The following is a 15560-nucleotide window of genomic DNA, read 5'->3' as shown; positions in this document are numbered from 1 at the left end:
ATTACCTCTTCTGACTATCGATCGGTTATGGTCGCTACGTTGCGTTTTAGAATCTATGGCTCCAGCGGTAGGAGTCGAACCTACAAGCCTTGCGGCGTCGCATCAACAGTGCGGTGCGTCTACCAATTCCGCCACGCTGAAACATAGATTAGACAAATTCAACCTCTCCTTGCCTCCCTTGCCAAACAGCCGACCTGCCGCTTCAAGGTCCAAGAGCCGGCCTCAAAGACTCGATCAGAATGGCAGCTCCCTTTTTGGTCGACATCTCAAGCCGCGGCCTGTCTCACATGAGCAGCAATGGTCCCCAGCACCCCCTTGGCCCCGCGCAGCTTTGCCTCAATGCGGCGCTCTGGACTGTCTCTGCCTATCGCGATCCACCGCAAAGGCTGCTCCGCATTGGCCAGGTGTGACTTGTGCCCGGCGGAGCCTGCCAGAAAATCGTAGCCGCACTCCCCGCGTCCGATGCTATCCTCAATCGCCAGCACATGGCTGATAAGCCCGGGTTTGAGCCGGCCGTCGCGCTCAAACACAAAGCCGCTTTGATAGTTGAGAACACGCCCGTCATGGACGAAGTTGTACAAAACACCAATTGTCTGCTCCCCAACCAAAGTCCGTGAGATGCGGACGGTCCCCGTGGGAACTCCCCGCGCAATAAGGTCCTCGTGAAAGCGACGGAAGCTCGGGTTGGCAAAGGATCCCTTATGTCTCCACCGCGCCTGATGGAGCTCGGCGAGCAAATCAAACGCGACGAGCGCGTCAGCTGTCGCTTCCTGCGTCCGGAACTCAATGGGGCCGCGTTCCGCATATAACCGCATGGCACGGCTTACCGCTTGACGAGTATTTCGGCCCAACGTGGCGCGGTAATTTCCGCCTTTCTGGCGGACTTTGGTGAAATCGATCCATCGTGCCGTATCTACCGCTTTGACCTCGGCAAGGAACCCAGCTCGCCCCGCGGTGCGACAAGCGGCTGAGTCAAAGTCCTGATCAATTCCAGAGAGCACCAGCTGGTCGGAGTAGCGCAAGTGACGTGCCAAGGCCTCGAGGCATGCCGCTCTAACGGCATCGGCCAGGGATCGCTCCGCTAGAATATTGTTGTACTCGATGAACAGTCGATCGAAACGAACGTCTCCGGTTTCATTGAGCAGCCAACGCGCTCGCGCATGCGGCCCGAAACTCCACGTCCTCCGACGGCAAATAATCGCCAAGCCGACAATCTTGCCTGACGTCCGAGCGACTAAGACGTGTGGTTGCGCACCCGCCGGGAGATGCCGTAGCCACGTTCCGATCCACAACCAGGATAGATAGAATGAGTGGGTGGCTCGCGCTTCGAGCTCCTTCCAATCGGTCTCAAGTTTCTCGATGTTCTGCAAGGTCTCCACACTAACGTCGATCACCGTATCCTGAGGCATGGCATGCTCGTCTGAAGCCACACGATAGCGCTTCGCATTGAAATCTGAGATGTAGCGATTGATAACTGAGAGACGTAGCGAGATCCTGACATGCTCCCCTCTTTCAAATACTTTTCCGACCGAGTAGCTTCCATTGCGCTATTGCGTTGAATCAAGGCAAAATAACAGGCAAATGAGGCTCCTCGAAAGAGGCAGCTTCAGTCTTCAGCACGATGCCGTCAGTACTTTGCCAACGCTATAGCTCGGGCTGCCGTTGGGAATTGCCACCCCGACGGCAAACCCGTTTGTTAGGCGTCAATTCGGATTGATCATCTGATCAGCCAGCACGCGCCCAGGCCCTGCTTCGTTGAGAGTGCTCGCGGCCGGCAGGTTGTCGCCGGTCGGCAACGAGGTTGGAACCGGCGAGCCGGCTGGCTCTCTTGGCTGGCTTTCGTCCATGCTTATGTTGACGAGGTCGCCTGGCCGCAAAAGGGTCATCCCGTCGGACTCGATGCTGACCGGCCCGGCTGGCGATTGCCGCACGATTTGATAGGTCACCCTGTTCGCGTTCGCTGTGAACTGGGCCGCAAACTGGGCGCGGGTCACCGGCAACGTGTACAGGACGCCTTCGCTGGCGTTCAAGTCGTGCACATTGGTCGCGATCTGATTCTCCGTCGTCTCAAGCTCGACCTCAAGATCGTTCGTGTGGTCGGCGCGGGCTTGCATCACCTCAGCCTCCAGCGAAGCGACGCGCTGCTTGGCGCTCGAGAACCGGTTAAGGGCGTCCTGCCGACGTTGTTCCGCGTCAGACAGCTCGGCCTGGGCCTGGTCCATCATGGTCACGTTGAGAACTTTGCGGTTCACAAGCGTTTGCATGGTGTTGACGCGCTCCTGGCGCAGCTTGACGAGCTCGTCCAGCGATTCCATGTGTCCATACGCGACGACATCCTGCTTGGCTGCCTCCAGCGCCGCCAGGCTCGCGCGTTCGCGATACTTGCGGGCCATGGCGAGGGCATTACGGCGGTCGCTCTGCTCATTGACGAGATTGGCGGCTTCGGTCGGGCCGGCCAATTCCAGCAACTGGGACGGGATCTTGGGCGCCGTCCCGTCGCGCTCGGCTTCCAGGACGGCCGCGCGCGCGAGCAGTTTCACCATGGCATCGATCGCCCCGCTCCGCTTCTGGGTTTCACGCACGGCTTCGATCTGCTGCCACGGCTCGCTCGAGCTCTGGTTCAGTCCGCCGGCCAGCGCGACGGCATGTAGGATCGTCATGCCGGGCGCGTACTTGAACGAGCCTGGATTCTTGACCGGCCCCAGCACGTAAATAGGCGAGCGCTCCAGCGACAGGATGTTGACCAGCCCCTTGCGGCCAAGAAGTTGGTTGAAGGTTTCCACCAGGTCGTCCTGTACTTGCTGCGCCGACCGGTTGGCGACCGGAACGGAGCCAAGCAAGGGCAAGGAAATCGTGCCGTCCTCCTGAACAGTATATTCGCCGCTCAGTTCCGGACGCTGCAGGATGCCGCCCAGGGCCGAGGCCGAGGACGTGCCTCCCCACTTGTCTTCCTCGACGTCGACTCGCTCGTAGAACGCGAGCTTGAGGCGGTCGCCGACGCCGAACGGGCTGCCGGTTGGCGCGTTTGGTTCAATGCCGCGTGTTCCGGAGCGCTCGGAATTGGTGGCGACGGCAGGGGCTGCGTTCCTTTCGATCGACGCAGCAGGAGACGAATCCGGTCCCGTTCCGGGAGTTTTGGAACCCTCAGCGCTAAGGATGACAGGCGCGGCACTCGGTGCGGTGAAAGCGGCGGCCAACGTACCCGATCCAGGCATGACCGCGCGGGACGGTTCGGCTATGGTTTGAGCTGGTTGATCTTGCCAGCTGTCAATAGCAGAAGAGACTTTCTGCGCCAGGGCTCCGAAACCCTCCTCGACCCGCTGCGCCAGGGTTCCGGAGACCTCCTCGACCCGCTGCGCCGTGGTTCCGGAAACCTGCTGGACCCTCTGCGCCAGGGTTCCGGAAACCTCCTCGACCCTCTGCGTCAGGGCTCCGGAGACGTCCTCGACCTTCTGCATCGCGGGTCCGGAGGCATCCCTGAGGGCCTCCCAGTTTCTGATCGCGCCCGCTCCCAGAGCGGCGACGCTGGAGAGCCCCATGACAAGCAGGACGCCCTTCATGCCACTCCGGGCCGAATTTGACGAGGAAGCGACGGGTTCGGAGGCGGGTTCGGAATTGTATTTTGTCTCTATTGCCATGGCACGTGACCTTCACTTTTTCAGTGGTGACCATCCCGTCTCGAACTGGTCGAGCCGAGCAAAGGCTGCGCCTTATCGTGACCCTTCACCTCCAACGGCACAACTATCCTTTGTGGGCACTCCTTCCGGATAAACACCGCCTGCGCGGGCTCGTTCAATGATGAGATTGCTGCGCCGCAGACGAACCTCTTTGACGGCAAACGAGACAAGGCGATCGAACGCGGCGAACAGCCGGGATTGGTCGGCCGACAAAGCGTCTCGAACCGCCTGCGGCCCAACATACATCTGCAGGACGGCTGGGACATCCTCCCGATTTCATCGTCCAAGCTTTGGAGAACGAGGAGATCACCATATACGCCTCCTAGCCGCAAACCCGATCGAGGCTTTGGGTTTGAGAATCCGGATAGTCCTCGACGATGCTGCCCTACGCCTAAAGAGGGTATTTGGGCGCCTAAAGAGGGTATCTTGGCATGGGATATCGTGGCGTAAGGTAATTTAGGCCAAGGAATTAGGGCGGTTGGCGCGTTGCGTGCCGGGCACTACACCGGGTCTTAGGGACGTCGAGCGCCACAGGTTAGAGGAAGTTGTGATGACAAGGCAATCGTTTGTAACAGTGCTTGTCGGGGCGAACGAATTACTTCGAGAGGGTCTTATTCGAATCCTGGATGCAGAAAAATTTCGTATTCTCTCCTCTGCGGCTTGTGTTCACGATCTTCTGCAGAAATCGCTACCCCAGCACCGGTCCATCTTGCTCATCGTGGATGTAGACGGCACTGGGGGGGATGCCGGATTTGGGCAAATTGCAGACTTTAAAGCAATGTATCCGACCAGCCATGTCGTGGCGCTAGCCGATCAGTGTCGATCGAACGATATAGTTTCAGCCTTTCGCGCGGGGGCTGACGCGTATTTGACCAAAGCCGCTGCTCGTGAAACCTTCATCAAGGCCATCGAATTGGTTATGCTTGGCCAGACCGTGTTACCTGCGGAAACATCGACTTTTATTCAAGAAATTTGGCCCATTATGAAGTATGATGCGGTGCGTGATTTGGCAAGCGTGGCTGTTGAAATCGAGGACGAGGATAGAGAGCTGTCAGTTTTGTCGAATCGAGAAAAATGTATCCTTCGTTGCTTGATCGAAGGAGAGTCTAACAAAATCATCGCGCGCAAAATTGACATCGCCGAAGCTACGGTGAAAGTACACGTCAAGGCAATCCTTCGAAAAATTCGGGTCCGCAACCGTACTCAGGCTGCAGTTTGGGCGATGAATCACGGCGTGCTCACTCCCTCGTCCGGCAATGGCCTGTCAGGGAACGAAAAGATCGCCATTCAGCCCTCCCACGATCAGCAAGAGCTGATTGGAGCACAAAAGGGATACCGCTTCCTCAAGCACTCATCCGATGTGACCGCCGCCTCTTCTTGATATAGTCCCGCCGGGCTGCTCGTGGTCGCAGGCCGAGCTTCGTGCGAAATCACAATGTGCCTGCAGCTAACTCAACGCTCGAAGGACTGGGTTCGACCGGGAGACATTCGCTGGGCTCGCCGGGTTGCGCGGAGTCGACTATTTTGCCACGGCTTTCAGCTCAGGCAGGCCAAATTCTTTGGCAGTTACATCTCGCGAAAAACGAGCGGTGGATCATCGGTGAAAAGGCTTGAACTCGCCCGACGGTGTGCTAACAAAAATTTGCCTGTGTCGTCGGGCGAGGGACAGAAGCAGCCCATTTAAAGCTAACAGATTTTCAACATCCTTTTTTGAAGTTGAGAGGATGCATCAAGGTGGATAACGCACAAATTGCTCCTGGATTTTCGCTCAACGAAGCCCGAATTGGAACGGTCGTGGGCGGAGAGTCGGGGCTCCTGGTCTGGAAGTTCGATCAACTGGTTGCAGTCCTTACTCGCATCGACGAGGAAGCCTACTCGACAAAGGGCAAATGGTTCCTCGAGACAGGCTTCGGGTTGCTAAGCGGGCAGCACAAGAATTTCGATACGATCGAGGAAGCCCTGAGCTGGGTGGGCAGACATACCTTCTCTAGTTCAGCGACTGAGCGGTTGAAGCGGATGGACGAGACCGGGGGCGGCGCTGCGCCAGGCCAGCGGCTACCAGCCGAAGATTATATCGGGAGCTTGGCGTGACCGGCTGGTCGGGCGCTCCCGAAGAAAGACGTCACCTTGCGCGGGTTTATGACCGAATTTGACGAGCGGCCTGAAGGTCGCGCGCTCGGTCTGCGAATTCGTGCACACCCACAAAAAAGGCGCTGACCAGAACTGAGCAGGATCGTGTGGACGCGCCGCGCCGGCGGGCGCGGTGGGTCCAGCATCGACACCAGGTTGAACTCGCCCTCTTGGTGACCGGAGGCAATTTCATTCCGCTCTAGTCACTGCAATGAGGATCCTCGACCTTCACTTTCGCAGAGCTCCTTCCGCGAAGAGATCGTTGACCTTGTAGGCGACTTCCGTGCGGTTGGTCGCCTTCAGTTTCTTCATGATGTTTCGGATATGCACCTTCACGGTGCTTTCACGCAGGTTCAGCTCATAGGCGATGACCTTGTTGGCTTTCCCGCGGCAGAGCGCTTGGGCGACCTCGGCTTGCCTTAGAGTGAACATTCTCGACAAAGGCTGCGTGTCGCGGCTTTCTGACTCGATCAGATGCCGCATGGAGAGAACGCTGCTTGCCGGAACAAAGATACCTCCTGCTGCAGCAAGGTTGATTGCTTCGACACACACATCGATACCGACTGAGGTCGGAATGTAGCCTCGTGCGCCACATTCGAGTGCTGCCAATATCTGTGCAAGGTCCTCATTGTCCGCCAGGACAACTACAGGGATCGATTTGAACTCAGACGATATGCGCCTGATCTCGTCGGCCGTGACATGATCGGTGACCTTCCGACCGCCAAGGTTGAAGAGTATGGCGACCAGGGGAGGGGCTGAGCCCTTCTTCATGCGCCATTCTTCGATCGAACCCATGGCTGCGACCGCCATGCCAAGTTCGTGGTCTACGAGGGCCGATGCAAGACATTCTCGGTCCAAGGCCCTTCCATCCAGTATGAGAAGGCACTGCTCATGACGAGCATTTTCGGTTCCGTTACTCGAAACCCTTGGCTGATTCAAAGAGGTGTAATTAACCAGTCCAGCTGAGGAACTCATATTACCCACCCTATTGCCCACGAGCCGCCCCCGGCGGCCGACCATCCCTTGTTCCAGAATTTGGAATTTTTAGGCTGGATCGCTTCATCCTGACCACACAGCTGTTCCCGCCTACCCCAGCGAAGAACGGCTAACGTACTCTAGGGTGGTATTATTAGCGGTCGCTAACCTAGGTTAATTTTTGGTAAATTTGCAAATAGGCGGTGCCGACCAGGCCTTGAAGACGCCGCGCCACAGGTTCCCAGGCACGCCGCTATGCCTGCTGATTGAAAACCGATCGCGGGAGCAGGCTGGATTCGCCAGGAGAAATCTAGCTGAGGTACTCTTTCTCAAACCCGGCCGATTTTACGAGGTTCTTGCGGTTGAGAATCTCGACATGGCCAGCCTTGAACGAGACAAGACCGGCACTGCGGAGTTCCCTCAATGTCCGGTTCACGTGAACGGGGGTCATTCCGAGGATGTCCGCCAGTTCATTCTGAGTGAGAGGGCAGTCATACTTCCCGTGAGCGGACAGGCCAACGTTGGAGAGCCTTTCCTCCAATTCGAGCAGGAAATGGGCGGTCCGGCTCATTGCATTGCGCCGCCCGACATTCACTAGGTGCTCGGCTAGAATGGCATTCATCCGTGCCAGGGAGTGGGCAATCTTGCTGCCGAAAGTAGCCTCGGACAAGATTCCCTCGACCAAGGCCTTCCTTGGTATCGGGTAAACAGTCGCATCGGTTATGGATGCTAGCGAAGCGAACCGTGGTCCGTCTACGGAGCGGAAGCCGACAATGTCTCCCCAAAGGGGAGTGTCAATGATCTGCCGTTCTCCGTCCGGCAGCCCGCGGTAGAGCAGGGTCCAGCCTGACTTTACGATGAATATCGTATCGTCGTCGTCATCCTGGCGACATATGATCGAATCGGGTTTGTAGGCTCTTGGGGTAACACCGAGAAAATGGGTGTTGACCCACTCAGCCTTCGACCACGTCTCCCCAACCGGACGTGGGCCTATGAATTGCGACAATGTCTGCATGGAGATCAGCAATTTCCCCAACCCTACCACAACCTACAATAGTTAATTCTTGAACGCCAGATGTGAGCGGCTTCACAATGAGCTGGCTATGGTAGCAACGCTCGATGGAAAAGAACACTTCTCCGACCTCTGCAACGCCGCAACGACTTCGAAGTTCCGTATCAGCCTCCTAAGGTGGAGAGAGCCGATGTCTTCGCCGGGGATGGTGCGGCCTTCAGCCGAGGCGTCATTTGCAACCGCCTGACTTTGCGCATTTCGCGTCCAAAACGCGATTTGGCCGGTTGCGGAAAGTTGCAATTGGGAATTTGCACGCCTGGCCTCAAGAATGGTCGGGCAGGGCGGCTACTGTGCATGTCTCCCAGAAATGTGCAGCGATTGTGGGAGACATGCATCAAAACAAACGGCGGCTTGTCGGCAGCATCATCCCGAAACCGGTCGGGCACTTCCGGCCCCATTGCGGTCATTTTGGAACATGGCTCCGAAGGGCCGCGTATGTTTGCAAAGGAGGCATTGGGGTTAGCTAAAGTCGACTGCGTCACAGAACCATACGGAACGATGCGGGAAGATTTCTGATTTCGACCCACGAAAAAATAAATAATCAATGTACTCAATACGTCCTCCGGGCCCACCAACTATTACATATCAATGCCTTGCGCTTATGCCTCGGGAATCAAGCGAGCGCTGCCAGATAAATTGATGAGTTTTAGATCGAATGATTTTGGGCCCGTTGGTTAATTTCTCGGTAGGTTGATGTCACCTGTGAGACGTAGCGGGACGGGGCATTCTCTTGGATGTCCATTCGGACCCTCCGACGCGTGCTGAAGCCTGGTAACTCCAGTCTCCTCGGTCCGGTCCGAATAACCTCCCGAAGCCCACGCCTAGATCACCGTCTCTCCTCCATCGACAACCAGAATCTGGCCCGTCATGTACGAAGACCGGTCGGACACAAGAAACAGCACCGCCTCCGCGATTTCTTCGACGCTTGCCCAACGACCAAGCGGCACTTTTTCGCGGATGTAGGCTTCGATGGCTTCCCGCCCTCCCATCTGGGCGATGAAAGGGCCATTGAACGGCGTGTCGACCCAACCGGGGCAAAGCGCGTTGACGCGAATGCCAAAGCGGCCGTAGTCGCCCGCCATCTGCTTCGTCATCGCGATCACCGCGTGCTTGGTCGTCGTATAGGCGATCATCTCGCGGTCGTAGAGCACGCCGGAGCTCGATGACGTGTTGAGGATGACCCCGCGACCCGCCTTTTTCATGAACGGCATCACGATGCGGGCACCGAGGAAGTGAGCACGCACGTTGAGCGTCCAGGACGTGTCGAAGCCTTTGACGCTCACACCGAGCACGTCACCCTCTACCTGTACGCCGGCATGATTGTGCAGGATGTCGATCCTGCCTTGTGTGTCGATGAAATTGCGGAAACAGGCTTCAAGCGCCTGATCGTCGGTCAGGTCGAACACAAGCGCTTTCGCCTGGCCACCTGCGGCAACAATCTGGTCGACGGTCGCGTTCGCGCCGTCAGCGCTGCGGTCCGCCACGCCGACCACCGCACCCTCGCGCGCGATAATCAGAGCTGCCGCCCTGCCGATGCCCGATCCTGCCCCGGTGACGATTGCGGTCCTGTCCTTCAGGATCATCTTTCAGACCCCTTTCTCCCTGGCCCGTAATCCTGCATCATCCGGCGGACGAGCCTCGCCGGCTTGGGTGCGCGCCGATCAATCTCTGGGGAAAAAACAGGCATGTACGACTTCGGCCCCTTCAAGTTCGAGTCGAAGCAGGATTTTTTCGACAAGGCAATCCGTTTCTGGAATCCCGACAAGACCAGGTTCTGGCAGAAAGCCGGGATCGATCTGGTGATCGGCAAGCGGGAAGGTTATTTCCTCTACGACATGTCGGGCCGCCGCCTGATCGACCTGCACCTCAATGGCGGCACCTACAATCTCGGTCACCGCAACCCGGAACTGGTCGAGACCCTGAAGAGCGCGCTCGATTATTTCGACATCGGCAATCACTGGTTCCCCTCCGTGGCGCGCACGGCGCTGGCCGAATCCCTCGTCGATGTCTCGCCGGGAATGAAATATGCGGTCTTCGCGCCGGGCGGCGCGGAGGCGGTGGACATCGCCATCAAGAGTGCCCGCTATGCCACCAAGCGGCGCAAGATCGTATCGATCATCAAGGGTTATCACGGGCATTCGGGGCTCGCGGTGGCGACCGGCGACGATCGCTTCACCAAGATCTTTCTTTCCGACCAGCCGGAGATGTTCATCCAGGTCCCCTTCAACGATATCGACGCCATGGAGCAGGCGCTGCAGGGCGAAGACGTCGCGGCGCTGATCATGGAGACGATCCCCGCCACTTACGGCTTCCCGATGCCGAAGGACGGCTATCTCAGCGCCTGCAAGGCGCTGTGCGAAAAGCATGGCGCGATGTACATCGCCGACGAGGTTCAGACCGGCCTGATGCGGACCGGCAGCATGTGGGGCTGGCAGGCCTATGGCGTCCAGCCGGACATCATGGTGACGGCAAAGGGCCTGTCCGGCGGCCTCTATCCGATCAGCGCGACGCTGGTGAACGACAGGGCCGGCGGCTGGCTCAACGAGGATGGGGCCGCCCACATCTCGACCACCGGCGGGGCCGAGCTCGGCTGTGTCGTCGCCCACAAGGTCATCGAGATGCTGCAGCGGCCTGAGCTGGTTGCCAATGTCGGCACCGTGACCGAGTTCATGGCACAGGCCATGGGCGAGATGCTGGCTCGGCACGGCGACATCTTCACCGGCGTGCGCCAGAAAGGCGTGATCCTCGGCCTGGAATTCAGCAATCACCCGGAGGGCGCCGTCTTCGTGTCACGCGCACTCTACGAGCAGGGCGTCTGGGCGATCTTCTCGTCGCTCGACAAGCGGGTGCTGCAGTGGAAGCCCGGCGTGCTTCTGGATCGGGAAACCTGCCAGGACATCATGAATCGTTTCGATGCGGCAATGCCGCGCGCCCGGGAGCTGCTGCATCAGGCAGGCAAGGCGAATTGACATGGTCCAAACCTGGTTGAAACTGCCAGGCGTCCAGCGCGGGCTGGCGGTTGGACTTGCTGGGATCGCAGGGTTCCGGCAGGGGACAAGGGTGCAAAGATAGGGCAGGACGGACAGTGACGGATTTCGACGCGCTCACCCATGACCAGCAACTCGGCATCCTGCAGGAGACGGCAGAGGCGGCCATCGCCAACTACGATCTGCCGGCGGACGTCTCCGTCACGATGATCAACCTGTCGGAGAACGCAACCTATAAGGTTGCGGCTCCCGACGGCCGGCGCTGGGCGCTCCGCATTCATCGCGACGGCTACCATTCAAGGACGGCCATCCAGTCCGAACTGGCCTGGCTGACCGATTTGCGCCAGACCGGGATCGTGCCCACCCCCGTGCCGGTGGCGGGCAAGGATGGCGAGCAGATCCAGCGTGCCGGCCATGCCAGGCTGGCGCAACCCCGCAATGTCGTGCTGTCGCAATGGGAGACCGGTTCGGAGCCGGGCATAGGCGAAGCGCTCGCCGAACCTTTCGAGGTGCTTGGCGAGGTGACGGCTCGCATGCACATCCACGCCCGGCAATGGAAGCGCCCATCCTGGTTCACTCGCCACGTGTGGGATTTCGAGACAAGTCTCGGCGAGGAAAACCCCCATTGGGGGCGCTGGCGTGACGGCATGGGCGTCGACGCCGCGAAAGCCAAACTCTTTGGCCGCAGTGCGGAGCTGATCTGCCGCAGGCTCGCCGCCTTCGGCAAGGGCCATGACCGCTTTGGCCTCATCCATTGCGACCTGCGGCTCGCCAACCTTTTGATCGACGGCAAGACGGTCAAGGTCATCGACTTCGACGACTGCGGCTTCGGCTGGTTTATGTACGACGCCGCTACACCCATCTCTTTCTACGAGCATGAGCCGCAGGCAACCGATCTCATCCAGTCGTGGACGACCGGCTATCGCCGCGTGCTTGACCTGCCGAGGGCAGACGAGGACGAAATCCCGACCTTCGTGATGCTGCGCCGCCTGTTGCTGGTTGCCTGGATCGGCTCGCACGCTGAAACGGACCTCGCCAAGTCGATGGGCTTCCCATACACCGAGGGAACCGTCGGGCTGTGCGAGGCCTATCTGAGCAAGTTTTCCTGACAGCAATCGTAGGAAAGGCGTGAAACGGTTTTCCCGAGAAAAGCGCGTAGCGCTTTCCCTGGGGAATTGCGTCAGGCAAAGAGATAGAGCGGTTCGTCACGAACCGCTCTATGCCAGTGCCTCCAGGCTCTCCGGAAGGATCTGGCCGCCATCGACGATGATCGTCTGCCCGGTCACGTAGCCGGCTTCCTTCGACGCAAAGTAGAGTGCGGCGTAGCCGATTTCCTCCACGGTTCCAAGCCGCTTGAGCGGGACAGAGGCGGCCATCGTCTTCTGGTAATCCTCGCCCAGGCCGACTAGGCCCTCGGTGATGATGTTGCCCGGCATGACGGCGTTGACGGTGATGCCGTATTTGGCCAGTTCGATGCAGGCCGTGCGCATGAAACCGAGCTGCCCCGCCTTGGTGGCGCCGTAGTGCGACCAACCGGGGAAGCCGGTGACCGGGCCGGTGATCGACGACGTCAGCACGATGCGGCCCTGGTCGGATCTCTTGAGGTAGGGAACGACTGCCTTGACCGCGTGGAAGGTACCCTTGAGGTTGGTGTCGACAACTTCGTCCCATTGTTGGGATGTCATGTCCTCGAGCCGGGCCTGCGGGAAAATTCCGGCATTGGCGCACAACACGTCGATGCCCCCGTTTCTCCCGGCCACTGTCCCAAAAGCGCTCTCGATGCTGGCGAGCGAGGTGACATCGCCAACCACGCCAAAGGCGCCGTGGCCGATCTCGGCGGCAGCGGCTTCGGCCTGGTCGAGATGGCGCGCGATGATGGCGACCTTGGCGCCAGACAGCGCGAACACCCGCGATATGCCCTTGCCGATGCCTTTCGATCCGCCGGTAACAACGACGGACCGGCCCTTCAAAGACTGGGTCATGATCTGAAGCTCCAAAATGAGACGGGGACAGAGTGATACCCCGTCCCCGTTGTCGCAAGGATTTCTGGGCGGTAGCGCTTTAGCCTTCGTTCACCATGTGACCGATGTTGGCGTACGCCTTGGGGTTGGTGGACTTCAGCACGAAACCCCAGATCAGGCCGACGATAAGGATCGCAAGCCCGACATAGGGGATGCTCCTGGCGAAGCCATTGGTGCCGCCGAGCGTCGCGAGATTGGCCACCAGCGTGTAGACCAGGACCAGCTGGACCACGAGCGAGATCAACGGCGCGATGACCGTCGCCAGCAGGCTGCCGCCGCCGTTCTTCTTGAACCACATGTAGATCGCCAGCGAGACGACGGCCTGCAGCACCAGCAGCAGTCCGGTGCCGAGCACCGCAAACAGCGTGTAGACGCCCAGCCAGGCCTGTCCCGACGGATCGTCGAAGCCGTAGGCCAGACCGTAGAGCAGGACCCATATCGCCGCCAGAACCGACTGCAGGGCCGAGGCCTTGTGAGGGCTCTTGTGGTGATCATGCGTCTCCGCGATCGCCTGTGGCAGGACGCCCTCGCGTGCCAGCGAGTACAAATAACGGGAAGCGGTGTTGTGAAAGGCCATGCCGCAGGCGAAGGAACTGGTGAGGATGAGCAGCGACATCAGCTGATAGCCCCAGCCGCCGACAAAAGTCTGAATGGGTGTCAGGAAGAAGTTCACGCCGTCGGAGAAGGCCTTGGCCACCATGTCGGCCTCGGTGGGATAGGCCGCCACCGCGCACCAGCTGACGAAGGTGTAAAACAGGCCGAGGCCAATGACTGAGATCAGCAGCGACTGCGGAATGATGCGCTTTGGATCGCGCGATTCCTCGGCGTAGTTCGGCGCCATCTCGAATCCGACCCACGACCAGAACGCCATGAAGATACCGACGGCGGCCTCGCCGGCGGGTATGGCCACTTCGCCGACCTTCTGCTCGGCGACAGGCGTGAACACCTTGAACACATTGAGCGAATCGCCGGAAAAATTCGTCCCACCATGAGCGAAAAGCACGCCCAGCGAGAAGATCACCAGCATGATCACTTCAAGAATGAGGGCGATCCCGAGCAGCCGTGCCGACACCTTCACGTCGCGATAGGCGAGTGCCGCGATGACCACGATCATAGCGAGCGCGAGCACGATCCACGGCACGTTGATGCCGAAGTGCTGGGAAATCCAAAGATTGCCGAAAAATGCAAACAAACCAGTGAGCGAGGCCTCGAACAGCGAGTAGCAGGCGAGCGAGCCAATGCCGGCCGACATGCCGACCTCGCGGCCGAGCCCTTGGCTGATGAATGAGTAGAACCCACCGACGGACGATACCCGCGATGCCATCGCCGCATAGCCGACCGAGAAGATGGTCAGCACGATCGTCGCCATCAGGAAGGCGGCCGGCGTGTATTTGCCGATGCCGTAGCCTGCCGCGAACGGCACATTGCCCAGCATCGCCGACATTGGCGCCGCGCCGGTGACGGCCAGAAAGAGCACCCCCGCAAGCCCCACGGCTTTCGAGTGCAAAAGGTTGATGCTGTTACTCTTCGAGACGTCGATCGTCCCGCTTGCAGTTTCCGTGGCCATGAAGCCCTCTCCATTCGTGACAGCTGTATGCAGTTCCCCGCACGTGGCGGCCGATGTGTCCCGGCCTGCGAGTGCTGTATTGACACTACGGACGCGGCATCACTTTGCCAAGGCCATGATTTTGCAAAGCTCGGCGCTCGACATGACGTGGCAATAGATCATGTTGATGATTTCGAGCTCCTTGCGATGAAGCTCGTCGGTCGCCGCCGCGCAGCAATCCTCGAGCACGATGACGGCATAGCTTTCGTCGGCCAGGCTGCGCACCGTCGAAGACACGCACTGGTCCGTGAAGATGCCGCAACAGATGACGTTCCTGATGCCAAGATTGTGCAGGATGAGGCGCAGATTTGTCCCGGTCAGCGCGGAATCGGTGGTCTTGGTCACCACGATTTCGTCGCCTGCCGGCTGAAGCTCGGCTACGAGCTGCGATGCCGCGTCGTTCTTTGGCAGCAGCAAATTGTTCCAGCCCGGCATTTTTTGGGAGAGCGAGCGGTCGCGCCCGTCCTTGGTATGGCAGGCGATGCGGGCGAAAAGGCATTCGATGCCATTTGCCCGTGCCAACTCCAGCAATCTTGCCGTGTTCGGTATGACCGCGCCGTGCATGCGCTCGTGGAACGGCGTCCACAGATCGTAGCGCTGCTGTTCCTGCGGTGAAAGCGACGCGCGATCCGGCCGTTCCAGGTAGGTGTTTTGAACGTCGATGATCAGGATGGCGGTCTGTGCCGGCACCAGCACCGGATCATCCGGCTCGGGTGCGCCGAGGTAGTAGAGCGAACGGAATCCGGTTTTCCAGCTCATGCGGTCCTTTCAGAAGCGGGCGGTCCTTCAAAAGCGGAACGTGAAAAGGCCGCGCGCCGCGTAGGTCTCGGCGGCTTCCTCGATGAAACGGGCGATGCGTTCGGCCTGGTAGGTCTCGCGCATCGTGGCGGCCGCCTCGAGCAATTCTTCCTTGGACTTGGCGCGGCCTGGGCGCAGCAGTTCGTAGACCTGCATGATGAAATCCTGCGGCACCTCGACCAGCTCTGCCCCGCGCTCGAAGTTGAGGGCGAGGGTCGGCCGGCCGACATCGCGCGCCACGTCGGCCTGCGCCTGCAGCGCTTGCGGCGTGATGCGGAGGTCTTCCATCGTCAC

The 15560-nt window shown here is 59.4% G+C and carries 13 protein-coding genes and 1 tRNA gene; 4 read left to right on the top strand and 10 right to left on the bottom strand.

The genetic code is table 11. The annotated features are described in order from the left end of the window. Positions 1–56 precede the first annotated feature (56 nt). From EOA27_RS00430 to EOA27_RS00420, 3 genes are all read right to left on the bottom strand, one after another. Positions 57–141 (bottom strand) — tRNA-Asn (locus tag EOA27_RS00430). A gap of 125 nt (positions 142–266) precedes the next feature. Beyond that, positions 267–1409, bottom strand: coding sequence for a GNAT family N-acetyltransferase (locus EOA27_RS00425; protein ID WP_126079472.1), 1143 nt, complete (start codon positions 1407–1409; stop codon positions 267–269). Between the two features lie 294 nt (positions 1410–1703). Further along, positions 1704–3560, bottom strand: coding sequence for a polysaccharide biosynthesis/export family protein (locus tag EOA27_RS00420; protein WP_189343267.1), 1857 nt, complete (start codon positions 3558–3560; stop codon positions 1704–1706). A 667-nt stretch (positions 3561–4227) separates the two neighbouring features. On the opposite strand from EOA27_RS00420, the gene EOA27_RS00415 reads away from it, so the two are divergent. Together EOA27_RS00415 and EOA27_RS40395 are read left to right on the top strand one after the other, a co-directional pair. Beyond that, complete coding sequence (locus EOA27_RS00415; protein WP_126079470.1) at positions 4228–5058, top strand: response regulator transcription factor; 831 nt, start codon at positions 4228–4230, stop codon at positions 5056–5058. Between the two features lie 353 nt (positions 5059–5411). Beyond that, positions 5412–5768 carry a hypothetical protein gene (locus EOA27_RS40395; protein ID WP_189341961.1) on the top strand — a complete coding sequence of 119 codons (357 nt, stop codon included), beginning with the start codon at positions 5412–5414 and terminating at the stop codon, positions 5766–5768. Positions 5769–6035: 267 nt separating this feature from the next. Here EOA27_RS40395 and EOA27_RS00405 read toward each other — a convergent pair whose 3' ends face one another. The 3 genes from EOA27_RS00405 to EOA27_RS00395 all read right to left on the bottom strand — a co-directional run bounded on the left by EOA27_RS00405 (position 6036) and on the right by EOA27_RS00395 (position 9437). Beyond that, a complete protein-coding gene (locus tag EOA27_RS00405) occupies positions 6036–6782 on the bottom strand; it encodes a response regulator transcription factor (protein WP_189343341.1) in 747 nt (248 codons plus the stop codon). 310 nt (positions 6783–7092) lie between these two features. After that, positions 7093–7809, bottom strand: coding sequence for a Crp/Fnr family transcriptional regulator (locus EOA27_RS00400; protein WP_245491002.1), 717 nt, complete (start codon positions 7807–7809; stop codon positions 7093–7095). Positions 7810–8675: 866 nt separating this feature from the next. Beyond that, positions 8676–9437 carry an SDR family oxidoreductase gene (locus tag EOA27_RS00395; protein ID WP_126079467.1) on the bottom strand — a complete coding sequence of 254 codons (762 nt, stop codon included), beginning with the start codon at positions 9435–9437 and terminating at the stop codon, positions 8676–8678. 102 nt (positions 9438–9539) lie between these two features. On the opposite strand from EOA27_RS00395, the gene EOA27_RS00390 reads away from it, so the two are divergent. Beyond that, the gene (locus EOA27_RS00390) at positions 9540–10823 is read left to right on the top strand and encodes an aspartate aminotransferase family protein (protein WP_126079466.1); all 1284 of its coding nucleotides are present in this window, start codon (positions 9540–9542) and stop codon (positions 10821–10823) included. A gap of 116 nt (positions 10824–10939) precedes the next feature. After that, a complete protein-coding gene (locus EOA27_RS00385) occupies positions 10940–11950 on the top strand; it encodes a phosphotransferase enzyme family protein (RefSeq protein ID WP_126079465.1) in 1011 nt (336 codons plus the stop codon). A 108-nt stretch (positions 11951–12058) separates the two neighbouring features. On the opposite strand, the gene fabG is transcribed toward EOA27_RS00385, so the two are convergent. From fabG to EOA27_RS00365, 4 genes are all read right to left on the bottom strand, one after another. Beyond that, positions 12059–12823 (bottom strand): 3-oxoacyl-ACP reductase FabG, encoded by a 765-nt coding sequence (gene fabG, locus EOA27_RS00380; RefSeq protein WP_126079464.1) that lies wholly within the window; start codon positions 12821–12823, stop codon positions 12059–12061. A 79-nt stretch (positions 12824–12902) separates the two neighbouring features. Beyond that, the gene (locus EOA27_RS00375) at positions 12903–14429 is read right to left on the bottom strand and encodes an APC family permease (protein WP_126079463.1); all 1527 of its coding nucleotides are present in this window, start codon (positions 14427–14429) and stop codon (positions 12903–12905) included. Positions 14430–14528: 99 nt separating this feature from the next. After that, the gene (locus tag EOA27_RS00370; protein ID WP_126079462.1) at positions 14529–15227 is read right to left on the bottom strand and encodes a cysteine hydrolase family protein; all 699 of its coding nucleotides are present in this window, start codon (positions 15225–15227) and stop codon (positions 14529–14531) included. Positions 15228–15254: 27 nt separating this feature from the next. After that, on the bottom strand, positions 15255–15560 hold a 306-nt coding region (locus EOA27_RS00365; protein ID WP_127255218.1), incomplete at its 5' end, for a diol dehydratase small subunit.

This window comes from Mesorhizobium sp. M2A.F.Ca.ET.037.01.1.1 (genome assembly GCF_003998075.1).
GTDB lineage: Bacteria > Pseudomonadota > Alphaproteobacteria > Rhizobiales > Rhizobiaceae > Mesorhizobium.
This window is presented reverse-complemented; position numbering and strand designations above follow the sequence as displayed.